The organism is Streptomyces sp. NPDC051218, from assembly GCF_044455475.1.
In the GTDB taxonomy this organism is placed as follows: Bacteria; Actinomycetota; Actinomycetes; order Streptomycetales; family Streptomycetaceae; genus Streptomyces.
The window spans coordinates 256,943-280,645 of record NZ_JBITEU010000005.1; the positions used below are offsets into that span (position 1 = coordinate 256,943).

Consider the following 23,703-nt stretch of genomic DNA (forward strand, 5'->3'; position numbering starts at 1 on the left):
GGAACGTGATGACAGTCAGAGCGGTATCCGGGATTCCCGATCGCGGTGATCAGGAGGATCATCGAGAGGGCACGACATGCACCGAACCGATGGAGCGAAGTGAAACGCCCGAGCTGGCCCACCTGGATGCCGATCGACCCCTACATCCTGGCGTTGCTCGGCACGGTGGGCATCGCCGCGCTGCTGCCCGCACGCGGCACCGGCGCCGACATCGCGGGCGGGGCGTCGACCGGGGCCGTGGCGCTCCTGTTCTTCCTCTACGGGGCGCGGCTCTCCACCCGTGAGGCCCTCGACGGACTCAAGCACTGGCGGCTCCATGTCACGGTCCTCGCCTGTACGTTCCTCCTCTTCCCGCTGCTCGGACTCGCGGCCAAGGGACTCGTTCCGTACGTCCTGACGCCCGCCCTCTACAGCGGATTCCTCTTCCTCACGCTCGTGCCCTCGACGATCCAATCGTCGATCGCCTTCACGTCCATGGCGCGCGGCAACGTCCCCGCCGCGATCTGCGCGGGCTCCTTCTCCTCGCTCGCCGGCATCGTCCTCACGCCGCTGCTCGCGGCCGCCCTGCTCGGCAACAGCGGGGGCGGATTCTCCGCGGACTCCGTCCTCAAGATCGTGCTCCAGCTCCTGGTGCCGTTCCTCGCGGGGCAGTTCCTGCGCCGGTGGGTCGGCGCTTTCATCGCCCGGAACAAGAAGGTGCTGAGCCTGGTCGACCGCGGCTCGATCCTGCTCGTCGTCTACACCGCGTTCAGCGAGGGCATGGTGCAGGGCATCTGGCACCAGGTGACGCCGCTGAGGCTCGGCGCGCTGCTCGGCGTGGAGGCGGTGCTGCTCGCCGTGATGCTCACCCTCACCTGGTACGGCGCCAAGAAGATGGGCTTCGGCCGCGGGGACCGCATCGCCATCCAGTTCGCCGGGTCGAAGAAGTCCCTCGCGGCCGGACTGCCCATGGCGAGCGTCCTGTTCGGCGCCCACGCCTCGCTCGCCGTACTGCCGCTGATGCTCTTCCACCAGATGCAGCTGATGGTCTGCGCGGTGATCGCCAAGCGCCGTTCGCGGGACCCCGAGAACGCCGAGGACCTCGTCACTGAGCCGTCGCGATCCGAAGAGACACGAACCGCGGTCGGTACAGGGACACGTTCCGGCTGACGTTCGCCTGCGCGCTCGCGGGAGCCGCGTCCAGCCAGTTGACGTCGTAACTCAGCAGCAGCCGCCCGTTCTCGCTGAGCGCGGGATGCGCCTGGGGGTTGTACGCGGCCGTGTCCTGCTCGGCCGAACCGTCCTTCGGGAGAGGCGGCGCGAACCCCTTCGCGGGCCCGTGCCAGGGGCCGGTGGGCGAGCACGACCAGTACGACGTCACGGTCGTCAGGCCCTCGGCCCCCGCGGCCATCGTGAACAGGACGTACGTCCCCTTCACGCGCACCACGGTGAACGCGCTGCCCACGCCCTTGCGTTGCCCGTCGCCCAGCACTGCCCGCGGTTTCCCCGACTCCGTCCAGTCCGCGCCGTCCCAGTACCGCCACGCGCCGGGCTCCGCCAGCCTGCCCTTGGGCACGCGCGCCACGTACGCGTGCGAGGCCGGGCGGGAGACCGCCTTGCCGTCGTTGCCCCCGAAGACGTACGTCCAGTCGCCGTCGTCGACCGCCGTCGTGCCGTACAGGACCCGCTGGTCGAGGTCTCGCACCGCGCTCTGGTCGGAGACCTTGACGATGCCCTCGACGCGCAGGTCGGGCAGGGAGAGCGTGGCGACCTCGGTGGCGGTCGGCACCCCGTAGATCCACGGGCCCGTGCCGGTGGCGCGGGTCCACAGCAGGACGCGTACGACCTTGTCGGACGAGCCGGGGGAGCGGGGTTCCACCTTCGCGGCGACCGGCCAGCGCCACTGCTGCGGTGCGGGGTCCGGGAAGAGCGGGGTGGGCAGGGTGCGCTCCAGGGTGCCCGAACGCGACATCACCACCGCCGAGTTGCGCACCATGGGCGCGGTCGCGTCACGCCAGGTGTGCGGCTGGCCCACCGGGTTGGGCGGGGCGTGCACCTGGCCGAGGAAGGTGTCGGAGAACAACCAGAGCAGCCGCCCGTCCGGCAGGCGCACCGAATGCGTGCCGTCGCCGCCGGTCCAGTCGTCCGCCCGCGCGGTGTCGTCGCCGTAACGGGCGAAGGCTCCGGTGACCTCGTCGTCGGCGGTCCAGGACGAGACGGTGCGTGCCTGACATGCGTCGCCGCCCTCCCGGTCGTCTTCCGGGAGGGCGGTGAGCAGCACGGCCGCGCAGGTCAGGGCGAGCAGCAGGACGATCCAGGTCCTGCGCGCGCTCCAGCCTCGGCGTTGACCTTGGTCGGCGGACACGTGCGGGACGTTAGTTGCTCCCGCGGACGTGGTCCATGGGGAGCCATGCGACGGTGTCCCGCGTCACAGGGGCCTTGGCCGCCCCGCTCCTGCCGAGGGCGGTCAACTGGTCGTCGCTCAAAGCGCGGTCGTAGACGCGCACTTCGTCGATGGAGCCGGTGAAGTGGGCGCGGCTGTCGACCCGTTGGCCGACATGGAATCCGTACCCGGAGGTGCGCGTGACCGTGCCGGGTACGTCCGCCGTGGTGACCGGCGTGCCGTCGACGGACAGCGTCAGCTCCCCGCCGCCGCGCCGCAGCGCGATGTGATGCCACTGGCCGTCGTTGTAGGCACCCGTGGTGCGCACGGAGGCGGACCTGGGGGGAGAGGAGCCCTCACGCGTGGTGATCAGACCCGTGACGCGGTTGCTCGCGGGTTCGCCGCGCAGCCACACCTGCGGCTGGTTGGTGCCGACGCCGCCCATCCAGAGCAGCGGCTGTTCACCGCTGGTGGCGGAGTACCGGAACCACAACGACGCCGTGAAGTCCTTCATCCCGAGCGGGAGTTGACTGCGGTAGGGGAGCCGTACGGCATCATTCGATCCGTCGAAGGCGATGGCCTTGCCGAACCGCCCGTCGGTGGTGGACGCCCCGCCGAGCACGGCCGCGGGCTTCGCGTGCGGCGCGCGGTCGGTGGTCTTCGGGTCCGGGCCCCGGCGTGGCCCCAGCCAGTCCTCGGTGAAGCGCGCGAAGCGGATCTCGTCGCGGGCGTCGACCGCCCCGCCCTCGTACATCAGGCCCACGTGCTCGTCGTCGGCCCGCACCATGTCCGAGTAGCCGGACCAGTCCGTGGTGACCGTCGTGCCGCGGTCCACGCTGTCCCAGGTGCGGCCGCCGTCGTACGAGGAGCGGATCTGCATCGTGCGGCGGCGGTCGGGGTCACCCGGGCAGGCGAGCAGCATCCGCTTGCCGAACTGGAGTGTGGCGCCCTGCACTTGAGGTGTGTAGAGATCGGGAATGGCCTTGAACGGCGCGACATAGGAATCACCCCCGTCGCGGCTGATCGTGTGCGTGCGGTGCCCCAGATCGGTGCCGTCCTGCTCGCGCCCGCTGACGTAGACCGCGCCGTCCGGGCGCTCCGTGATGGTCATCTCCGACGGCTTCTGCCGGAACGTGCCGTCCTGCGCTATCGGGTACGAGTCCTTGGCGCCGATCCTCCAGTTGTCGCCGCCGTCGTCGCTGACGATCAGGGACGCGTGGTTCGCGGTGACCCGACTGCCGTCCCACGTCTCGGTGTTGGCGGTGAAGACGAGACGCCCGGCATGCTTGCCACGGGTCAGCTGGAGGCCGTGCACGGGGCCGGTCGCGTACCAGGAGTTCCAGTCCTTGGGCAGGATCTGGTCGCTCAGGTCGCGCGGCGCCGACCAGCTGCGGCCGTCGTCGTCGCTGTACTGCAGGTGCGGGGTGCGGTCGCAGGGGACGGCGCAGTTCCCGCCGTCCGTGCGGCCGGTGTTGTACGTCTCGGCAAGGAGGATGCGGCCGGTCCTGCGGTCCACGATCGGCGCCGGGTTGCCGTGGGTGTCGCCCGCGCCTTCGTTCACCACCTGGAGCGGGCTCCAGGTGCGGCCACCGTCGTGCGACCGCTTGACGACGATGTCTATGTCGCCGGCGTCACTGCAGTCGTTCACCCGCCCCTCGGCGAAGGCGAGGAGCGTGCCCTTGACCGTCTTCACCACGGCGGGAATGCGATAGCAGGCATACCCGGGATCCTGCGAGGCCTTGAAAAGCACCTGCTGCTCGAACCCCGCGGCGCGGACGTCAGGCGCCGCCTGCGCGGCGGGCCCGGGAAGCAGGGCCCCGACGGCGACGACGGTCAGGGCGGCCGTGGCGGTACGGAGGGGTCTGAGGCGTACATGGAGAGCTGATGGCATGGCGCGGCCCACCCTTCAAGGTGACTGGACATCCTGACATCCCACGTCCAACGTTCGCGCCTCAGACGCTACTTGGACGGCTCGACACCCCACAAGAAGCGTGCGTGGCACGAATGGCTGCGGCCTGGTCAGGCTCAGGGAATCAATATGACTTTCCCGAGATTGCCCCGCGCCTCGATCACCGCATGCGCCTTCGCCGCGTCCTCGAGTGCGAACTCGGCGTGCACGGCGGGGCGAAGCTCGCCTGTCGCGAAGAGCCGCCACAGTTCTCGGCGCCACGTCTCGTACACCTTGGGCCTCCCGCGCGCGATGAGTGCCATCTGGAAGCCGATGACCGACTTCGCGCCCACGAGCAGGTCGTACGCCTGGACGGTGCCGCCGCCCGAGCTGTAAGCGACGAGCCGCCCGTGCGGCGCGAGTGCCCGCACCGCGGGCGTGAGCAGCTCGCCGCCGACCGCGTCGAGGACGTAGTCGACGGGCTCGCCCCACTTCTCCTCGTCGTACGCGATGACCTCGTCGGCGCCGAGCGCCCGCAGGAAGTCCGCCTTGTCGCTACCGGCTCCACCCGCCGACACGGCCCCCACGACCCGCGAAGCGCCCCTCAGTCTCGCCAGTTGCAGGGCAAGATGGCCGACTCCACTGGCTGCCGCCGTGACCAGCGCGGCCTCGCCCGGCGCCGGGCGGGCGGCGTCGAGCGCGCCGTACGCGACGAGTCCGCTGCGGACGAGGGCGACCGCGTCGACGGCACTCGCCCCCTCCGGGACGGTCGACGCCATCGCGGTGTTCAGGAGCGCGAACTCGGCATAGCCGTGGCCGAAGCAGAGCCCCGTGACGCGGTCGCCCGGCTTGTACCCGCTCGCGCCGTCGCCGGTGGACACCACCTCTCCGGCGATCTCCCCGCCGAGCGGGATCGGCTCCCGGGGCTCGCGGACCTTGCGTACGACGGGGAGCGTGACCCCTGCCGCGGCGACACGCACGAGGATCTCGCCGGGTCCCGGCACGGGAACCGGCACGTCCTCGGTGAAGAGGACCTCGGGGCCGCCACTGTGTTCGTACCGAACGCGACGCATGCTCACTCCAGCCAGGACAGGGGTCGTTGGGAGTCCCAACGGTACTCGTAGTTTCATTGGGAAGTCCAACGATTCTCGGATAGGCTCGCCCCATGCCCACGACCCCGCCCGCACCCAGCGGAATCCGCACCCTCCCCAGCTGGCTCCTTGGCCGCGCGGCGGCCAGGGGTCGGAGCCTTGTCGCCGAGGCCCTGGCGGGCGAGGACATGAAGATGTGGCACCACGTGGTGCTCTCGGCGGTCGCCGATCAGGGTCCTGTCGCGCAGGCGGCACTCGGCCGCAGCATCTCGCTCGATCCCAAGGACCTGGTCGGCGTCATCAACGACCTTCAGGACGCCGGGCTCGTCGTGCGCGCGCCCGACCCCGCCGACCGCCGCAAGAACGCGATCACGATCACGGAGGACGGCGAGCGGACCCTCGACCGCTGTGCCGAGGTGGCATGGCGCGCCAACAACGAACTCCTGGCGCCTCTTTCGGCCGCCGAACGCAAGCAGTTCCTGGCCCTGCTCACCCGGATCTCGGGCACCGAGGCGTAGCGAGCGGTTCTGGGACCCCGCCGGCGCAGGGGGCGCTCCCCGCCGGTCGGGGTCCCGCCGCCGTGCAGCGGGGAGTGAGCCGGTCAGCCCTGGGAGGCCGCGGCCCGCACGGCGATCCGGTGCTCGCCCGCGTACACGTTCATGGAGGAGCCGCGCAGGAAGCCGACCAGCGTCAGGCCCGTCTCGGCGGCCAGATCGACGGCGAGTGACGACGGCGCGGAGACGGCGGCGAGCACCGGAATGCCCGCCATCACCGCCTTCTGCGCCAGTTCGAACGAGGCGCGCCCCGAGACCAGGAGCACCGCCCGCGACAGGGGCAGCCTGCCCTCCTGGAGGGCGCGCCCGACGAGCTTGTCGACCGCGTTGTGGCGGCCCACGTCCTCCCGTATGTCGAGGAGTTCACCGTCCTCCGAGAAGAGCGCCGCCGCGTGCAGGCCCCCGGTCCGGTCGAAGACGCGCTGCGCCGCGCGCAGCCGGTCGGGGAGGCACGCGAGCAGCTCCGTCCCGAGCCGGACCGGGGGAGTGTCGGCGATCGGGAACCGGGCCGTCGTCCTGACCGCGTCCAGGCTCGCCTTGCCGCACAGACCGCAGGACGAGGTGGTGTAGACGTTGCGTTCGAGATTGATGTCGGGCAGGACGAGCCCCGGAGCGGTCCTCACGTCGACCACGTTGTACGTGTTCGAACCGTCCGCCGTGGCTCCGGCGCAGTAGACGATGGACTGGAGCTCATCCGCCGAGCCGAGCACCCCCTCGCTCACCAGGAAGCCCGCCGCGAGCGCGAAGTCGTCACCTGGCGTGCGCATGGTGATGGCCAGGGGCTTTCCGTTGAGCCGGATCTCCAGCGGTTCCTCCGCGACGAGGGTGTCCGGCCGCTCGGTGACGGCCCCGTCCCTGATGCGGATGACGCGGCGGCGCTCCGTGACTCGTCCCATGTCGATCAGTCCCGGTTCTGTACGTGCTGGTAGCCGAAGCGACCCTTGATGCAGAGGTTGCCGTGGGTCACCGGATTGTCGTGCGGCGATGTGACCTTCACGATGTCATTGTCCTGCACGTGCAGCGTCAGATTGCAGCCGACTCCGCAGTACGCGCACACCGTCGTCGTCTCGGTCTGCCGCTCCTCGTCCCAGGTCCCGGCGGCCCGCATGTCGAACTCGGACTTGAAGCTGAGCGCCCCGGTCGGGCAGACCTCGATGCAGTTCCCGCAGTACACGCACGCGGAGTCGGTCAGCGGCCCGTCGTGCTCGACGGCGATCCTGGCGTCGAAGCCGCGGCCCACCACGGAGATGGCGAACGTGTTCTGCCACTGATCACCACAGGCGTCGACGCACTTGTAGCAGAGGATGCACTTGTCGTAGTCGCGCACGTACAGGTCGTTGTCGACCCTGGGCTCCTCGTCGAGCCGCGCGGCGTCCGGACCGAAACGGTCGGGCTTGGCCTCGTACTCCTTAAGCCAGCCCGCGACCTTCGGCGTCGTCGACAGGTCCACGGACGAGGCGAGCAGTTCGAGCACCACCTTCCGGCTGTGGCGGGTGCGCTCGGTGTCGGTCAGGACGGTCATGCCCGGCTCGGCCCGGCGCGAGCAGGCCGGGGCGAGCATACGGGCGCCCTCCACCTCGACGACACAGACCCGGCAGGCGTTCTTCGGGGTCAGGGTGTCGCCCTCGCAGAGGGTCGGGACGTCCTTGCCCGCGGCCCGGCAGGCGTCCAGGAGAGTCGAGCCCTCCGGCACCCGGGTGGCCTGCCCGTCCAGCGTGAACTCGACGAGACGGCGTGGGATTCCCAGCGGTACGGCGGTCACTTGTACGCCCCCAGGCGGTCGATGGCGGATTCCACGGCGTTCCACGCGGTCTGGCCGAGCCCGCAGATCGAGGCGTCCCGCATGGTCCGCCCCACCTCGCGCAGGAGCGCGATGTCACCCGCGGCGTCCGCCCCCGTCCGCTCGACGATGCGGTGCAGTGCCTCCTCCTGCCGGACGGTACCGACCCGGCAGGGCACGCACTGACCGCAGGACTCGTCGCGGAAGAACTCGGCGATACGGAGCAGGACGCGGGGCAGTGGCACCGTGTCGTCCAGGGCGAGGACCACCGCGGAGCCGAGCGTGGTGCCGGCCTCCCTCGTCCCTTCGAAGGTGAGCGGGATGTCGAGCTCGTCGGGCCGTACGAAGCCGCCGGCCGCGCCGCCCAGGAGGACCGCGCGGAGGTTGTCCGGCTTCCCGGAGAGGGTGAGGAGCTCGCCGAGGGTGGCGCCGAAGGGGAGCTCGTAGATGCCGGGGCGCTCCACGCTCCCGGAGACGCAGAACAGCTTGGGCCCGGTGGATGTGGCGGTGCCGATGGCGGCGTAGGCCTGCGCGCCCATGGTGAGGATGGGGAGCACATTGACGAGGGTCTCGACGTTGTTCTCGGCGGTGGGCTTGCCGAAGAGCCCCTTCTCCACGGGGAAGGGCGGCTTGGACCGCGGCTCTCCCCGGTACCCCTCGATGGAGTTGAAGAGGGCGGTCTCCTCACCGCAGATGTAGGCGCCGGCGCCGCGCCTGATCTCGATGTCGAAGGCGTATCCCTGCCCGAGGACGTCGTCCCCGAGGAGGCCACGCGCGCGGGCCTGCGTGATGGCGTGCTCCAGCCTTTGGAGCGCGCGGGGGTACTCGCCGCGGAGATAGAGGTAGCCGAGGTGGGCGCCGGTCGCGTACCCCGCGATGGTCATCGACTCGATGAGCGAGTACGGGTCGCCCTCCATGATCACGCGGTCCTTGAAGGTGCCGGGTTCGGATTCGTCCGCGTTGCAGACGAGGTAGTGGGGGTGGTCCGGCTGGGAGGCGGTGGCCTGCCACTTCCTGCCCGTGGGGAAGGCGGCGCCTCCGCGGCCGAGGAGGCCGGAGTCCGTGACTTCGCGGATCACTTCGGCGGGGCCGATGGCGAAGGCTCGGCGCAGGGCGGTGTAGCCGCCGTGGGCGCGGTAGTCGTCGAGCGAGGTCGGGTCCACCGTGCCGATGCGTTTGAGGAGGATCAGCCCTTCCTGCCCTTCCTGCCCTGCCTGCGGGACGGCCAGGGCCGCGGGGGGCTCCGAGGGGGCGGATTCTGGAGCGAGGGCGGCCTGGGCGAGGGTGTCGGGTGCGGCGGGGGCGACGGTTGCGGTGACATAGGTTTTCTCCCCAACCCCGCCCCTTCCCGAAAACCCGCTAGCGCGGGGGCCTTGCTTGCCGTCATCACCGGCTCCGCCGAGTTCGTCCTCAAACGCCGGACGGGCTGAGACCCCTCCAGCCCCTCGCGCCAGCGAGTTTTCGGGAAGGGGCGGGGTTGGGGAAAGAAGCGCCGCAGGCGCACCGGCCCGCACCACCAACGCCGCCGGAGCCCTCTCGCACAAGCCCAGGCAGGGGCTTCGCTCGACAATGACCCCGGACTCCGGGGCGAGCCGCGCCTCCACCTCCCCGCAGAGCGAGGCCCCGCATGCGAGGTCCGTACACACCCGCACCACCGTCGCGGGACGCGGCCGCACCGAGAACATGGAGTAGAACGTGGCCACCCCGTACCCCTCCGCAGGCGGCACCATCAGCCGCCGGCAGAGGTAGTCGAGGCCCCCCTCGCTCACCCACCCCACACGGTCGTTGAGCGCGTGCAGCCCCGGCAACAGCTCATCCCGCCGCTCCCGCGCCGCCCGGCCACCCCGCGCCCACCGCAGATCCGCGTCGCTGCGGTCATCGGCCCCCTCCCACGCGGACTCCGGAGGCCCGAGCACCGCGTCGACCGCCGCCCGCTCCTCGTCCGTCGGCTTGCTGTCACCGAAGTGCAGATCCATACGTCACCCTCACCCTCGCCTCAGTGGCGGACCGGCTCGGCCAGCTTGTCGATTCGTATCGCCGACGCCTTGAACTCCGCCGTGCCCGCGATCGGGCAATTGGCCTCGATCGTGAGCTGGTTGGTGTCGACCTCGTCGGGAAAGTGCATGGTCATGAAGGCCAGACCGGGGCGAAGGCCAGGGTCCACCCACACCGGCGCCGTCACCGTGCCGCGCCGCGAGGACACCCGGACCTCCTCGCCGACCACGACCCCGTACCGCTCGGCGTCCTCCGGGCACAGCTCGACGTACTCGCCGCGCCGCAGCGGCGAGGCGAAACTCCCGCTCTGTACACCGGTGTTGTAGGAGTCGAGGCGCCGTCCCGTCGTCAGCCGGATCGGGTACGAGTCGTCGGTGAGGTCGACCGGCGGGTCGTGCTCGACGAGCCCGAAGGGCGCCAGCACGCCGCGTCGTGCGGGGTCCGCTTCCCACAACCGGCCGTGCAGGTACGTCGGTTCGACCCGCTCTTCCGAGGGGCAGGGCCACTGGATGCCCTGCAGGGATTCGAGGCGGTCGTACGTCATGCCCCAGTGGTCCGGCGACACCGACCGCAGCTCGTCCCACACCGCCTGCGCGTCCGCGTACTTCCAGTCGTGGCCGAGCCGTTCGGCGAGGTCGCAGAGGATGTCGATGTCCTCGCGCGCCTCGCCGGGCGGCCGCACGGCCTTGCGTACCCGCTGCACGCGCCGCTCGCTGTTGGTCGTCGTGCCGTCGGTCTCCGCCCAGGCGGCGGTCGCGGGAAGGACCACGTCGGCCAGCTCGGCGGTCTTGGTGAGGAAGATGTCCTGGACCACGAAGAAGTCCAGGGCCCGCATCCGCCGCATCGCCTGCTCGCTGTCCGCCTCCGACTGCGCGGGATTCTCGCCGATGCAGTAGACGGCCTTGAGCGCGCCCTCCTCCATCGCCTCGAACATCTCGGTCAGGTTCAGTCCGTAGCGCGGCTGGATGACCGTGCCCCACGCCGTCTCGAACTTCAGCCGTGACTCCGGGTCGAGGATGTCCTGGAAGCCGGGCAGGCGGTTGGGGATCGCCCCCATGTCGCCGCCGCCCTGCACGTTGTTCTGCCCGCGCAGGGGTTGCAGGCCCGAGCCGAAGCGCCCGACGTGGCCGGTCAGGAGCGAGAGGTTGATCAGGGCGCGGACGTTGTCCGTGCCGTTGTGGTGCTCGGTGATGCCGAGGGTCCAGCACAGCTGGGCCCGTTCGGCGCGCGCGTAGGCGTGCGCCAACTCCTTGATGGCGGCGGCCGGTACGCCCGTCACCTTCTCGGCGAGCGAGAGGGTCCATGGCTCGACCAGGGCCGCGTACTCCTCGAATCCGGACGTGGCCCGCTCGACGAACGCCCGGTTGGCCAGGCCCGCGTGGATGATCTCGCGGCCGATCGCGTGCGCCATCGGGATGTCCGTGCCGACGTTCAGGCCGAGCCAGCTCTCCGCCCACTCGGCGGTCTTGGTGCGGCGCGGGTCGACGGCGTACATGCGGGCGCCGTTCCTGATCCCCTTCAGGACGTGCTGGAAGAAGATCGGGTGCGCGAAGCGGGCGTTGGAGCCCCACATCACGATCAGGTCGGTGTGCTCGACCTCCTCGTAGGACGAGGTGCCGCCGCCCGAACCGAAGGCCGCGGAGAGGCCCGCGACGCTCGGCGCGTGACAGGTGCGGTTGCAGGAGTCGACGTTGTTCGTGCCCATCACCACACGGGCGAACTTCTGCGCCACGTAGTTCATTTCGTTGGTCGCGCGAGCGCAGGAGAACAGTCCGAACGCGCCGCGTGCCGCGTCGAGACCCGCCGCCGTGCGGGCCAGCGCCTCGTCCCAGGTGGCCCGGCGGAACGGCTCGTCGCGCGAGTCGCGGACGAGGGGATGGGTGAGCCGGGTGTACGTCGTGGGCACCCGGTCCCGTTTCCTGCTCATGCCACGCTCCATGTCTTCTCGTTCATGGCGCGCTCCTCGTGTTCTCGCTCATGCCGCGCTCCTCATGCGGTCGGCCAGCAGGTCCGAGATGGCGTGGACGGTCCGGAGCGTCGGCACCGGAACCCCGGTGATCTCCGCGAGTTCGACGACGGCCGCGAGCAGCACGTCGAGTTCAAGCGGTTTGCCGCGCTCCAGGTCCTGGAGTGTGGAGGTGCGGTGGTCTCCGACGCGCTCGGCGCCGGCCAGGCGCCGCTCGACGGAGATGTCGGGGCGGCAGCCGAGCGCCGCCGCGACGGCGAGCGTCTCGTTCATCATGATCTCGATGACGCGGCGCGTGCCGCCGTGCAGGCACATCTCGCGCATCGTGGCGCGGGAGAGCGCGCTGATCGGGTTGAAGGAGATGTTGCCGAGCAGCTTGATCCAGATGTCGCCGCGCAGGTCGGGTTCGACGGGACACTTCAGGCCGCCCGCCTGCATGGCCTCGCTGAAGGCGAGACAGCGCTCGGAGCGCGAGCGGTCCGGCTCCCCGACGGAGAACCGCGTGCCCTCCAAGTGCCGTACGACTCCCGGCCCTTCGAGCTCGGTCGCGGCGTACACCACACAGCCGATGGCCCGTTCGGGCGCGATCACCGCACTGACCGCGCCCTCGGGGTCCACGCTGCTGACGCGGTGGCCGTCGTGCGGGCCGCCGTGCCGGTGGAAGTACCACCAGGGGATGCCGTTCTGGGCGGCTATCACCGCTGTTTTGTCGTGCAGCAGAGGCTCGATCAGCGGCCCGCACGCCGCGTACGAGTTGGCCTTCAGGCCCAGGAAGACATAGTCGACGGGGCCGATGTCGGCCGGGTCGTCGGTGGCGTGGGCGCGCGCGGTGAAGTCGCCGCGCGGGCTGTGGACACGTACTCCGTGCTGCCTCATGGCCGCCAAATGCGGTCCACGGGCGACGAGATGGACGTCGGCACCGGCGCGGTGCAGCGCGGCTCCGACGTAGGCGCCGATAGCACCGGCGCCGAGGACTGCGACTTTCACGGTGGCGCGCTCCGTTCGGTTGAGGGATCCGAAGAAGGCTCAGAGATCGACATCGCACGGCCATGCCGCGTACCGCGTCGTGGGCCGCATCGTGTGCCATGAGTGTCGATGGAATATTGTCTACAGTATGGAAGTTGGCCCAGCAAGGGGTCGCGCGGCACATTGCATACCGTCGACGGAATCGCGCTCGCCTCTTCCCAACTCCCCTTCCCGCTTCCTACTGTTCGGGATCATGAGGCCCCCCGTCGCACCCCCGGGCTGGAGCCGCTGGCTCGTACCGCCCGCCGCCCTGTCCGTCCACCTCTCCATCGGCCAGGCCTACGCCTGGAGCGTCTTCAAGCCCCCACTCGAATCAGCCCTCGACCTCAGCGGCACCCAGAGCGCGCTCCCCTTCCAGCTCGGCATCGTGATGCTCGGCCTCTCGGCGGCCTTCGGCGGCACGCTCGTGGAGCGCAACGGTCCGCGCTGGGCGATGACGGTCGCCCTCGTCTGCTTCTCGTCCGGCTTCCTGATCGCCGCGCTCGGCGCGGCGATCAGCCAGTACTGGCTGATCGTCCTCGGCTACGGCTTCGTCGGCGGCATCGGCCTCGGCATCGGCTACATCTCGCCCGTCTCGACCCTGATCAAGTGGTTCCCGGACCGCCCCGGCATGGCGACCGGCATCGCGATCATGGGCTTCGGCGGTGGCGCGCTCATCGCTTCGCCGTGGTCCGCGCAGATGCTGGACTCCTTCGGCGCGGGCTCCGACGGCATCGCGCTCGCCTTCCTCGTGCACGGCCTCACGTACGCCGTCTTCATGGCGCTCGGCGTGCTCCTGGTACGCGTGCCGCGTACGGAGGGGGCGCGCAAGCCCGGGGTTCCCGGCGCCCTGGACGGGCCGCAGGTCTCCGCGCGGGCGGCCGTGCGGACACCCCAGTTCTGGTGTCTGTGGATCGTGCTCTGCATGAACGTGACCGCGGGCATCGGCATCCTGGAGAAGGCGGCGCCGATGATCACCGACTTCTTCTCCGACACCTCGACGCCGGTCACGGCCGCCGCCGCGGCGGGCTTCGTCGCCCTGCTCTCCGCGGCGAACATGGCCGGGCGCATCGGCTGGTCATCGACGTCCGACCTGATCGGCCGCAAGAACGTCTACCGCGTCTACCTGGGTGTCGGCGCGCTGATGTATCTGCTGATCGTCCAGTTCGGGGACACCTCGAAACCGCTCTTCATCGTCTGCGCGCTCGTGATCCTCTCCTTCTACGGAGGCGGCTTCGCGACGATCCCCGCGTATCTGAAGGATCTCTTCGGGACCTACCAGGTGGGCGCGATCCACGGCCGCCTGCTGACCGCCTGGTCGACGGCCGGTGTTCTCGGTCCGCTGATCGTCAACTGGGTCGCCGATCACCAGGAGGAGGCGGGCAAACGCGGGGCGGGGCTCTACGGCCTCTCCCTCACGATCATGATCGGACTGCTCGTCGTCGGCTTCGTCGCGAACGAGTTCGTCCGGCCCGTCCACGCCCGCCATCACATCCCCGCACCCAGGGAGGCCGCCCATGACGGCTCGGACCAGCACGCCGCCCAGTAGTCCACCTCGCCGCAGGGGGCTGATCGTCGCCGCCTGGCTCTGGGTGGGGGTTCCGCTCGGATATGGGCTGTATGAACTCGTACACAAGGCCACTCAGCTCTTCACCGGGTGACACCATGAGAGAAGTGACCAAACCCGACGCCCGATTCCTGTTGCTTTACGCGTCCTGTTACCGGTGAGTCGCTGAGCAGACTGGACGGTCCCGCATCTCCGGCAATAAGAGGGGACCCGTTCATGCACGGCTCACGCATCGCCGCCGTCGGCCACTATCAGCCCGCCAAGATCCTCACCAACGAGGACCTGGCGGGCATGGTCGACACCAGCGACGAGTGGATCCGCTCCCGCGTGGGCATCCGCACCCGCCACATCGCCGGACCCGACGAGCCGGTCGACGAGCTCGCCGCGCAGGCCGGGGCCAAGGCCCTCGCCGCGGCGGGCCTCGCGCCCGACGCCGTCGACCTCGTCCTGGTCGCCACCTCCACCGCGATCGACCGCTCGCCGAACATGGCGGCCCGGGTGGCGGCCCGCCTCGGCATCCCCTCGCCGGCGGCCATGGACATCAACGTGGTCTGCGCGGGCTTCACCCACGCGCTCGCCACGGCCGACCACGCCGTGCGGGCCGGGGGCGCCACCCGTGCCCTGGTGATCGGCGCGGACAAGATGTCCGAGGTGGCCGACTGGACGGACCGCACCACGTGCGTCCTGGTCGGGGACGGCGCCGGTGCGGCGGTCGTCGAGGCGTGCGGCCCCGGCGAGGAGCCCGGCATCGGTCCCGTGCTCTGGGGCTCGGTGCCCGAGATGGGCAACGCCGTACGGATCGAGGGCACGCCCCCGCGGTTCGCGCAGGAGGGCCAGAGCGTCTACCGGTGGGCGACGACACAGCTGCCGCCGCTCGCCCGCAAGGCTTGCGAGAAGGCCGGCCTCACGCCGGAGGACCTGGCCGGTGTCGTCCTGCACCAGGCCAACCTGCGCATCATCGAGCCGCTCGCCGAGCGGATCGGCGCGGTCAACGCGGTCGTCGCGCGCGACGTCGTGAACTCGGGCAACACCTCCGCGGGCAGCATCCCGCTCGCCCTGTCCAAGCTGGTGGAACGCGGCGAGATCAACCACGGCGACCCGGTGCTGCTCTTCGGCTTCGGCGGAAACCTGTCGTACGCGGGCCAGGTCATCCGCTGCCCGTAGCGCGGCCGGACGCCGTGAGGTGCGAGGTGTGACGGGAGCGACTCCCCCTGGTGCTGGCCATTGTGCTCAGTAGACTGTAGACAAAAGGCAATCGTCGAGGAGGGGACCGCGATGTTGTCCACAGGACTGCCGCAGGGGGCGGTGCCCAAGCTGGAACGCCCTGGTCCGCTCCGTGAGCGGGTCTACGAAGCGTTGCTCGAGCTCATCACGACCCGCGCGCTGCAGCCGGGTCAGCACCTCGTGGAGAGTGAACTGGCCGGGCATCTGGGCGTGTCGAGGCAGCCGGTGCGCGAGGCCCTGCAGCGGCTGAACACTGAGGGCTGGGTCGATCTGCGGCCCGCCCAGGGCGCGTTCGTGCACGAGCCCACCGAACAGGAGGCGGACCAGCTGCTCACGGTCCGCACGCTCCTGGAGGCGGAGGCCGCCCGGCTCGCCGCGGCCAACACGGGCACCGCGGGGATCACCGCCCTGGAAGAGCTGTGCGCCAAGGGGGAGAAGGCCGTCGCCGACGGCGAGGTGGACCTGGTGGTGGCCACGAACGCGGCCTTCCACGCCAAGGTCATGGAGCTCGCCGGCAATGTCGTCCTCGCCGAACTCGCAGGGCAGGTGGACCGCCGCGTGCGCTGGTACTACACACCGGTGGCCCGCCAGCGCGGCAAGCAGTCCTGGATCGAGCACCGCCAGCTGATCGCGGCGATCGCGGAACGCGACGAGAGCCGGGCCACGGAGATCATGCGCGCGCACACGGAACACACGCGGGAGACCTACCACCGGCGCCAGCGCGACGCCTGACGAGCACCCCGAGGGTCATGCGTGGGACACGCCTGTCCCCACCTTTGTCCTGTGACTGGAGAAAGTCATGGGTAATTCGTGCGCAACTTCTTCCCACTCCCGGCACGCGCTGCTACGTTCCCCTCGAAAGCCCGGCGAGCCGAACGAAAGCCGGGCGTGACGACATGAGTTGCCCACGAGGCGGGGAGGGGCGCGTGAGACGTATGACGGCTCGACCCGCCAATGCGCACCAGGCGCGACTGCTGCGGCTGCTGCGTGACGGAGGGCCCAACTCCCGTGCCCAGCTGGGCGATCAGGTCGACCTCTCGCGGTCGAAGCTGGCCGTCGAGGTGGACCGGCTCCTGGAGACCGGACTCGTGGTCGCCGACGGACTCGCCGCCTCGCGCGGTGGCCGCCGCTCCCACAACATCCGCCTGGCCCCCGCCCTCCGCTTCCTCGGCGTGGACATCGGCGCGACCTCGGTCGACGTAGCGGTGACCAATGCCGAGCTGGAGGTCCTCGGTCACATCAACCAGCCCATGGACGTGCGCGAGGGTCCCGTCGCGGTCTTCGAGCAAGTCCTCGCCATGGCAGCCAAGTTGAAGGCCTCCGGGCTCGCGGAAGGGTTCGACGGCGCCGGCATCGGTGTCCCGGGTCCCGTCCGCTTTCCCGAGGGCGTCCCGGTCGCCCCGCCGATCATGCCGGGGTGGGACGGCTTTCCCGTACGGGAGGCCATCAGCCAGGACCTGGGCTGCCCCGTCATGGTCGACAACGACGTGAACCTGATGGCGATGGGGGAACAGCACGCGGGCGTCGCACGCTCCGTGGGCGACTTCCTCTGCGTCAAGATCGGCACCGGCATAGGGTGCGGGATCGTCGTCGGCGGTGAGGTCTACCGAGGCGTGACCGGCAGCGCGGGCGACATCGGCCACATCCAGGTCGAACCGGACGGGCGGCCCTGCGCCTGCGGCAACAAGGGCTGTCTCGAAGCGTACTTCAGCGGTGCGGCACTCGCCCGCGACGCGGAGGACGCCGTCGGTGCCGGGCTCTCGATGGAGCTCGCCACCCGTCTGGAAGCGGCCGGGAAGCTCAGCGCGGTCGACGTCTCCGCGGCTGCCGCCGCGGGGGATTCCACCGCACTCGACCTGATCCGCGCGGGCGGCAACCGCACCGGCCAGGTCATCGCGGGACTCGTCAGCTTCTTCAACCCGGGCCTAGTGGTGATCGGCGGCGGTGTGACCGGCCTCGGCCATACGCTGCTCGCCGCCATCCGCACCCAGGTCTACCGCCAGTCGCTGCCCCTGGCGACCGGCAACCTCCCCATCGTCCTGGGCGAGTTGGGGCCGACCGCCGGAGTCATCGGCGGCGCCCGGCTCATCAGCGACCACCTGTTCTCGCCGGCCTGACGGCCGGTCCGCCCGACCGCACGACCCCGCACCACTCCGTACGGCACCGCACACCTTCTGAGAACACCTCACCCAGCACAGCGCCCTGCTCTGCCCTGCCCTGCCCGAAAATCGTCGGCCGCACCCGCCCAAGGGAACCGTCATGGCACCAGAACCACCGCTGCTCACCATGTCCGGCATCACCAAGTCGTTCCCCGGCGTCCGCGCCCTCGACGGCGTCGACCTCCAGGTCCTGGCCGGCGAAGTGCACTGCCTCCTCGGCCAGAACGGCGCCGGGAAGTCCACGCTCATCAAGGTCCTCGCCGGGGCCCACCAGCCCGACGACGGCGAGATCGCCTGGCGCGGCGAGCGCACCACGCTCAAGTCGCCCATCGCCGCCATGCGCCTCGGCATCGCCACCATCTACCAGGAGCTCGACCTGGTGGAGGGTCTGTCCGTCGCCGAGAACGTCCACCTCGGACACGAGCCGACGGCGGCCGGGTTCGTCGTGAAGGGGCGCACGGCGAGGACATCAACGGCCGCTCTGCTCAAGCGACTTGGGCATGGTGAGATCGACCCGGGCACGCTTGTCGGCGATCTCTCCGCCGCCCAGCAGCAGATCGTCTCCATGGCCCGCGCGCTCTCCCACGAAGTGCGCCTCATCGTCATGGACGAGCCGTCGGCCGCCCTCGACCCGGACGAGGTCGACAACCTCTTCCGCATCGTCGGGGACCTCACGGCCGAAGGCGTCGCCGTCGTCTACATCTCCCACCGCCTCGAAGAGATCCGCCGCATCGGCGACCGCGTCACCGTCCTCAAGGACGGCCGCGCGGTGGCGGGCGGACTGCCCGCCAAGGAGACGCCGACCCGCGAGGTCGTCGCCCTGATGACGGGCCGCAACGTCGAGTACGTCTTCCCGGACCGGCCCACCGAACCACCGCTCACCGAACCGGTGTTGAAGGTGTCGGGACTCGCCCGCGAGGGCGAGTTCGAACCCCTCGACCTCGAACTGCGCCCCGGAGAGATCGTCGGCCTCGCCGGACTCGTCGGCTCCGGGCGCTCCGAGATCCTGGAGACCATCTACGGCGCGCGCAAGCCTTCCCACGGTCAAGTGACGGTGGAGGGAAGGGTGCTGAAGCCCGGCAGTGTCCGCGCCGCCGTCCGCGCGGGGCTCGGGCTCGCCCCCGAGGAGCGCAAGGCGCAGGCCCTGCTGATGCTGGAGTCCGTCACCAACAACGTGTCGGTCTCCTCCATGTCCCGCTTCTCGCGCGGCGGTTGGCTGGACCGGGGAGCGGAGAGGAAGGCCGCGCAGTCCGCGACCCGCGAGCTCTCCTTGCGACCCGACAACCCCGGCGCCCCCGTGCGCACGCTCTCCGGAGGCAATCAGCAAAAGGCCGTCCTGGCCCGCTGGCTGCTCCGCGGCTGCCGCGTCCTGCTGCTCGACGAGCCGACCCGCGGCGTGGACATCGGCGCCCGCGCCGAGCTGTACGCCGTGATCCGCAGGCTCGCCGACGACGGCCTGGCCGTCCTGCTCGTCTCCAGCGAAGTGCCCGAAGTCCTGGGCCTCGCCGACCGTGTCCTGGTCCTTCGCGAGGGCCGCGTCGTCCATACGGCGCCCGCCCGCGACCTCGACGAACACCGCGTACTCGACCTCGTACTCGAAGGGAGCCCGGCGTCATGACGCAGCCCGCATCGCCGCCACGGCCCGCCGCATCGAAGAGCCAACCGGCGGACAGTGCAAGCCCGTTGCGGACACTCACCGCACGTGTCGACGTGCGGACGCTGTCCCTTCTCGGCGTGCTCGCCGCCTTGATCCTCATCGGCGGCATCACTCAGCCCGACTCGTTCCTGGACACCGACAACGTCCAGCTGATCCTCACCCAGGCGTCCGTCATCGGTGTCGTCACGGTGGGCATGACCTTCGTGATCATCTCCGGCGGCATCGACCTGTCGGTCGGCGCGATCGTCGCCCTCGCCTCGGTCTGGGCGACGACGGTCGCCACCCAGGAGTACGGCTTCGCGGGCATCCTGTTCACCGCGGTGATCGTCGGCATGGCCTGCGGCCTCGTCAACGGCATGCTCATCGCGTACGGCGCGATGGTGCCGTTCATCGCGACGCTCGCGATGCTGGCCGCCGGCCGCGGACTCGCCCTGCAGATCACCGACGGCAAGACGCAAATGGTCACCGTGGACAGCGTGTTGAAGCTCGGCGAACGCGACTCCTACATCCTCGGCATCCCGCCGCTCGTGCTGGTCTTCGCGGCCGTCACCGTCGTCGGCTGGCTGCTCCTGAACCGCACCACCTTCGGGCGGCGCTCGGTCGCGGTCGGCGGCAACGCGGAAGCGGCACGCCTCGCCGGCATCGACGTACGCAGGCAGCGCCTCTACCTCTACCTGCTCTCCGGGCTCTGCTGCGGGATCGCGGCCTTCCTGCTGATCATCCTCTCCGGGTCCGGCCAGAACACGAACGGCAACCTCTACGAGCTCGACGCGATCGCCGCCGCGATCATCGGCGGCACCCTGCTCAGCGGCGGCCGGGGCACCATCACCGGCTCCGTGCTCGGCGTACTGATCTTCATGACGATCCAGAACATCTTCGCGCTGAACAACCTCCAGAGCGACGTCCAGCAGATCGCCAAGGGAGCGATCATCGTCGCCGCGGTGCTCGTCCAGCGGCGCACGTCATCCCATACCTGACCCGCAGACCCGAAGGGTTCACCGCCATGCCAGACACCTCCCCATTCGCGAGCCGCAGAGGCCTGCTCTTCGGAGCGGCGGCCCTGTCGTCCGGTGCCCTCATCACGGGGTGCACCAGCAACGAGCCCAAGGACGACGACTCGGACGACAAGAGCCAGCAGGTCGCCGACGACAAGCCCGGCAAGAAGGTCACCATCGGCTTCGCGGGCCCGCAGGCCGACCACGGCTGGCTGAACGCGATCAACGACAACGCCAAGGAGCGGGCGAAGAAGTATTCGGACGTCACGCTGGAGTCCACCGAGGGCTCGAACGACACCGCCGCCCAGATCGGCCAGGTCGAGACGCTGATCAACAAGAAGGTCGACGTCCTGGTGATCCTGCCGGCCGACGGCAAGGCGCTCACCCAGGTCGGCCTGAAGGCGATGCGCGCGGGCATCCCCGTCGTCAACCTCGACCGGGTCTTCGCGTCGCCGCAGGCCTACCGCTGCTGGATCGGCGGCGACAACTACGGCATGGGCCTCAGCGCCGGCCACTACATCGGCGAGAAGCTCAAGGACAAGAAGAACGCCAAGGTCGTCGAGCTGGCCGGACTCGACAACCTGGAGCTCACCAAGCAGCGCACGAAGGGCTTCGACGACGCCCTGAAGAACTACTCGAACATCGAGAAGGTCGCCCGGCAGGCCGCCGAGTTCACCGTCGAGTCGGGCCAGTCGAAGATGTCCCAGCTCCTTCAGGCGCAGAAGAACTTCGACGCCCTGTGGAACCACGACGACGACCAGGGTGTGGGCGCCCTGCGCGCCATCAAGCAGGCCGGGCGCGACGACTTCCTGATGGTCGGCGGCGCGGGCGCGCTCTCCGCCATGCAGGCCATCGAGTCCGACGACAGCGTGCTCAAGGCCACCGTCCTGTACCCGCCGTCGATGGCCGCGTCGGCGATCGACCTGGCCCGCGCACTGGGCCAGAGCAAGGGTGTCAGCGGGATGGCGGAGTTCGAGATCCCTGCCTTCATCACGCTCTACTCGGCCGTGGTCGACAAGGAGAACATCAGCAAGTACATGTCCACCGGCTTCAAGTGATGCGCGCGTCCGCACCCCCCACCGAGCGTCGACGAGGAGGAGTACCGCATGCGTGAGACGGAACACGAGGCCGGGACAGGGAAGCAGCGGCTGGGGGTGGGCATGGTCGGATACGCCTTCATGGGCGCCGCCCACTCCCAGGGCTGGCGCACGGTCGGACGTGTCTTCGACCTGCCGGTGCAACCGGTCCTTTCGGCGGTCTGCGGGCGCGACGCGGTCGCCGTGCGCGCCGCGGCGGACCGCCTCGGGTGGGCGGGCGCCGAGACCGACTGGCGCGCGCTCGTGGCCCGTGACGATGTCGACCTCATCGACATCTGCACCCCCGGTGACAGCCATGCGGAAATCGCGATCGCCGCGCTCGAAGCGGGCAAGCACGTGCTGTGCGAGAAGCCCCTCGCCAACACCGTCGAAGAGGCCGAGGCGATGGTCGAGGCCGCCGAGCGGGCGCGCGCACGGGGGCAGGTGGCGATGGTCGGCTTCAACTACCGGCGCGTCCCCGCCCTCGCGCTCGCCCGGCAGATGGTCGCCGACGGGCGCCTCGGCACGCTGCGGCACGTCCGGCTCACGTACCTCCAGGACTGGCTGGTCGACCCCGGCTTCCCGCTGACCTGGCGGCTGCTCAAGGAACGCGCGGGTTCGGGCGCGCTCGGCGACCTGGGCGCGCACATCGTGGACCTCGCGCAGTATCTGGTGGGGGAGCCGGTGGCGGGTGTCTCGGCGCTGACGGAGACGTTCGTACGGGAGCGGCCGTTGCTCGACGGGGCGTCGAGCGGGCTCACCGCGGAGGGCGGAAGCGCTCACGGCCAGGTCACGGTGGACGACGCGGCTGTCTTTACGGGCCGCTTCTCGTCGGGCGCCCTCGCCTCCTTCGAGGCGACCCGTTTCGCCGCGGGGCGCAAGAACGCACTGAAGGTCGAACTCAACGGCTCGGACGGGTCGTTGGCCTTCGACCTGGAGCGTCTGAACGAGCTCTCCTTCCACGATCACACGGAGCCGGCCACCTCGTCGGGCTTCCGCCGCATCCTGGTGACCGAGCCGGGCCATCCGTACCTGGAGGCCTGGTGGCCGCCGGGGCACGGACTCGGTTACGAGCACACGTTCGTGCACCAGGCCCGCGACCTGCTGCACGCGATCGCCACGGGGGAGCAGCCCGAACCGTCCTTCGCCGCGGGCCTTTCGGTGCAGCGGGTGCTCGCCGCGGTGGAGGAGAGCGCGGCGAAGAACTCGGTCTACACCCCGATAGCCGCCAACCCCGTCACGGTCTGAGGAGGCCTGTCCATGCCCCGCGACTTCACGCTCTTCACCGGCCAGTGGGCCGACCTGCCGCTCGAAGAGGTCTGCCGCCTCGCCCGCGACTTCGGTTACGACGGCCTCGAACTCGCCTGCTGGGGCGACCACTTCGAGGTCGACAAGGCGCTGAGCGACAGCAGCTATCTGGACTCGCGCCGCCAGCTCCTCGACAAGTACGGCCTCAAGTGCTGGGCCATCTCCAACCACTTGGTCGGGCAGGCCGTCTGCGACGCGATCATCGACGAGCGGCACCAGGCGATCCTGCCCGCCCGTATCTGGGGCGACGGGGACGCCGAGGGCGTACGGCAGCGGGCCGCCCGCGAGATCGAGGACACGGCGCGCGCGGCGGCCGCCTTCGGCGTCGACACGGTCGTCGGCTTCACCGGCTCGGCGATCTGGCATCTGGTGGCGATGTTCCCGCCCGCGCCCGAGTCGATGATCGAGCGCGGCTACGACGACTTCGCCGAACGGTGGAACCCGATCCTCGACGTCTTCGACGTACAGGGCGTGCGCTTCGCCCATGAGGTGCATCCCTCGGAGATCGCGTACGACTACTGGACAACACAGCGCGCTCTGGAGGCGGTCGACCACCGCGCGGCCTTCGGGCTGAACTTCGACCCCTCGCACTTCGTGTGGCAGGACCTGGACCCGGTCGGCTTCCTCTACGACTTCCGGGACCGCATCTACCACGTCGACTGCAAGGAGGCGCGGCGCCGTCTGGACGGCCGCAACGGCCGGCTGGGCTCCCACCTCCCGTGGGGTGACCCGCGCCGCGGCTGGGACTTCGTGTCGGCGGGCCACGGCGACGTCCCCTGGGAGGACGTGTTCCGGATGCTGGGCTCGATCGCGTACGAGGGCCCGATCTCGGTGGAGTGGGAGGACGCGGGGATGGACCGCCTCCAGGGGGCGCCGGAGGCGCTGAAGCGTCTGAAGGCGTACGACTTCGAACCGCCGACGGCGTCGTTCGACGCGGCGTTCGGCGGCAACTGAGCCGCCACGGCAGGCGGCCGGGCGGAGCCACTTTGTCCTGGACAAGGAAAAAGCTGAACTCTATTGCTGTGCAAGGGCTTTCCGTCCAAGACAAACGTGGCTACCGTCCCTGATGTGTACAG

General features: G+C 70.2%; 19 protein-coding genes. 11 read left to right on the forward strand and 8 right to left on the reverse strand.

The window, feature by feature from the left end; translation table 11 throughout:
• Nucleotides 1–99: 99 nt before the first annotated feature.
• Entirely contained in the window at nucleotides 100–1,149 is a 1,050-nt protein-coding gene (locus tag ACIBCK_RS17480) for a bile acid:sodium symporter family protein (RefSeq protein WP_399391086.1), read from the forward strand.
• Here the strand turns inward: ACIBCK_RS17480 and ACIBCK_RS17485 are convergent.
• The 3 genes from ACIBCK_RS17485 to ACIBCK_RS17495 all read right to left on the reverse strand — a co-directional run bounded on the left by ACIBCK_RS17485 (nucleotide 1,085) and on the right by ACIBCK_RS17495 (nucleotide 5,323).
• Nucleotides 1,085–2,344, reverse strand: a complete 1,260-nt coding sequence (locus ACIBCK_RS17485) for a DUF4185 domain-containing protein (protein WP_399391088.1) — start codon at nucleotides 2,342–2,344, stop codon at nucleotides 1,085–1,087. The genes ACIBCK_RS17480 and ACIBCK_RS17485 overlap by 65 nt on opposite strands.
• Before the next feature lie 10 nt (nucleotides 2,345–2,354).
• Nucleotides 2,355–4,253 carry an exo-alpha-sialidase gene (locus ACIBCK_RS17490; protein WP_399391089.1) on the reverse strand — a complete coding sequence of 633 codons (1,899 nt, stop codon included), beginning with the start codon at nucleotides 4,251–4,253 and terminating at the stop codon, nucleotides 2,355–2,357.
• Between the two features lie 134 nt (nucleotides 4,254–4,387).
• Nucleotides 4,388–5,323 (reverse strand): zinc-binding alcohol dehydrogenase family protein, encoded by a 936-nt coding sequence (locus tag ACIBCK_RS17495; protein ID WP_399391091.1) that lies wholly within the window; start codon nucleotides 5,321–5,323, stop codon nucleotides 4,388–4,390.
• Between the two features lie 92 nt (nucleotides 5,324–5,415).
• Between ACIBCK_RS17495 and ACIBCK_RS17500 the strand changes: the two genes are divergently transcribed.
• Entirely contained in the window at nucleotides 5,416–5,859 is a 444-nt protein-coding gene (locus tag ACIBCK_RS17500) for a MarR family winged helix-turn-helix transcriptional regulator (protein WP_399391093.1), read from the forward strand.
• An 83-nt stretch (nucleotides 5,860–5,942) separates the two neighbouring features.
• Here ACIBCK_RS17500 and fdhD read toward each other — a convergent pair whose 3' ends face one another.
• From fdhD to ACIBCK_RS17525, 5 genes are read right to left on the reverse strand one after another with little or no spacing between them, the layout of a single operon-like run.
• Complete coding sequence (gene fdhD, locus ACIBCK_RS17505) at nucleotides 5,943–6,791, reverse strand: formate dehydrogenase accessory sulfurtransferase FdhD (protein WP_399391095.1); 849 nt, start codon at nucleotides 6,789–6,791, stop codon at nucleotides 5,943–5,945.
• Nucleotides 6,792–6,796: 5 nt separating this feature from the next.
• Entirely contained in the window at nucleotides 6,797–7,657 is an 861-nt protein-coding gene (locus ACIBCK_RS17510) for a 2Fe-2S iron-sulfur cluster-binding protein (protein ID WP_399391097.1), read from the reverse strand.
• Nucleotides 7,654–9,651: an NADH-ubiquinone oxidoreductase-F iron-sulfur binding region domain-containing protein gene (locus tag ACIBCK_RS17515; protein WP_399391098.1), complete on the reverse strand. Its 1,998-nt coding sequence runs from the start codon at nucleotides 9,649–9,651 to the stop codon at nucleotides 7,654–7,656. The genes ACIBCK_RS17510 and ACIBCK_RS17515 overlap by 4 nt, the downstream gene beginning before the upstream one ends.
• A gap of 20 nt (nucleotides 9,652–9,671) precedes the next feature.
• Entirely contained in the window at nucleotides 9,672–11,597 is a 1,926-nt protein-coding gene (locus ACIBCK_RS17520) for a molybdopterin oxidoreductase family protein (protein ID WP_399391099.1), read from the reverse strand.
• 48 nt (nucleotides 11,598–11,645) lie between these two features.
• Entirely contained in the window at nucleotides 11,646–12,623 is a 978-nt protein-coding gene (locus ACIBCK_RS17525; RefSeq protein WP_399391101.1) for a 2-dehydropantoate 2-reductase, read from the reverse strand.
• Between the two features lie 232 nt (nucleotides 12,624–12,855).
• Here ACIBCK_RS17525 and ACIBCK_RS17530 point away from each other — a divergent pair, with 232 nt between their 5' ends.
• The 9 genes from ACIBCK_RS17530 to ACIBCK_RS17570 all read left to right on the forward strand — a co-directional run bounded on the left by ACIBCK_RS17530 (nucleotide 12,856) and on the right by ACIBCK_RS17570 (nucleotide 23,581).
• Complete coding sequence (locus ACIBCK_RS17530; RefSeq protein WP_399391102.1) at nucleotides 12,856–14,190, forward strand: OFA family MFS transporter; 1,335 nt, start codon at nucleotides 12,856–12,858, stop codon at nucleotides 14,188–14,190.
• Between the two features lie 234 nt (nucleotides 14,191–14,424).
• A complete protein-coding gene (locus ACIBCK_RS17535; protein ID WP_399391104.1) occupies nucleotides 14,425–15,372 on the forward strand; it encodes a beta-ketoacyl-ACP synthase III in 948 nt (315 codons plus the stop codon).
• Nucleotides 15,373–15,483: 111 nt separating this feature from the next.
• Nucleotides 15,484–16,164, forward strand: coding sequence for a GntR family transcriptional regulator (locus tag ACIBCK_RS17540; protein ID WP_367046466.1), 681 nt, complete (start codon nucleotides 15,484–15,486; stop codon nucleotides 16,162–16,164).
• Between the two features lie 203 nt (nucleotides 16,165–16,367).
• Complete coding sequence (locus ACIBCK_RS17545; RefSeq protein WP_399391106.1) at nucleotides 16,368–17,549, forward strand: ROK family protein; 1,182 nt, start codon at nucleotides 16,368–16,370, stop codon at nucleotides 17,547–17,549.
• A gap of 142 nt (nucleotides 17,550–17,691) precedes the next feature.
• Entirely contained in the window at nucleotides 17,692–19,209 is a 1,518-nt protein-coding gene (locus ACIBCK_RS17550; RefSeq protein ID WP_399391108.1) for a sugar ABC transporter ATP-binding protein, read from the forward strand.
• Complete coding sequence (locus ACIBCK_RS17555) at nucleotides 19,206–20,225, forward strand: ABC transporter permease (RefSeq protein WP_399391110.1); 1,020 nt, start codon at nucleotides 19,206–19,208, stop codon at nucleotides 20,223–20,225. The genes ACIBCK_RS17550 and ACIBCK_RS17555 overlap by 4 nt, the downstream gene beginning before the upstream one ends.
• A gap of 26 nt (nucleotides 20,226–20,251) precedes the next feature.
• On the forward strand, nucleotides 20,252–21,301 hold the full coding sequence (locus ACIBCK_RS17560) for a substrate-binding domain-containing protein (RefSeq protein WP_399391112.1): 1,050 nt from the start codon (nucleotides 20,252–20,254) through the stop codon (nucleotides 21,299–21,301).
• A gap of 48 nt (nucleotides 21,302–21,349) precedes the next feature.
• Nucleotides 21,350–22,567, forward strand: coding sequence for a Gfo/Idh/MocA family protein (locus ACIBCK_RS17565; RefSeq protein ID WP_399391114.1), 1,218 nt, complete (start codon nucleotides 21,350–21,352; stop codon nucleotides 22,565–22,567).
• A 12-nt stretch (nucleotides 22,568–22,579) separates the two neighbouring features.
• Nucleotides 22,580–23,581 (forward strand): sugar phosphate isomerase/epimerase family protein, encoded by a 1,002-nt coding sequence (locus ACIBCK_RS17570; RefSeq protein ID WP_399391116.1) that lies wholly within the window; start codon nucleotides 22,580–22,582, stop codon nucleotides 23,579–23,581.
• Nucleotides 23,582–23,703 lie beyond the last annotated feature (122 nt).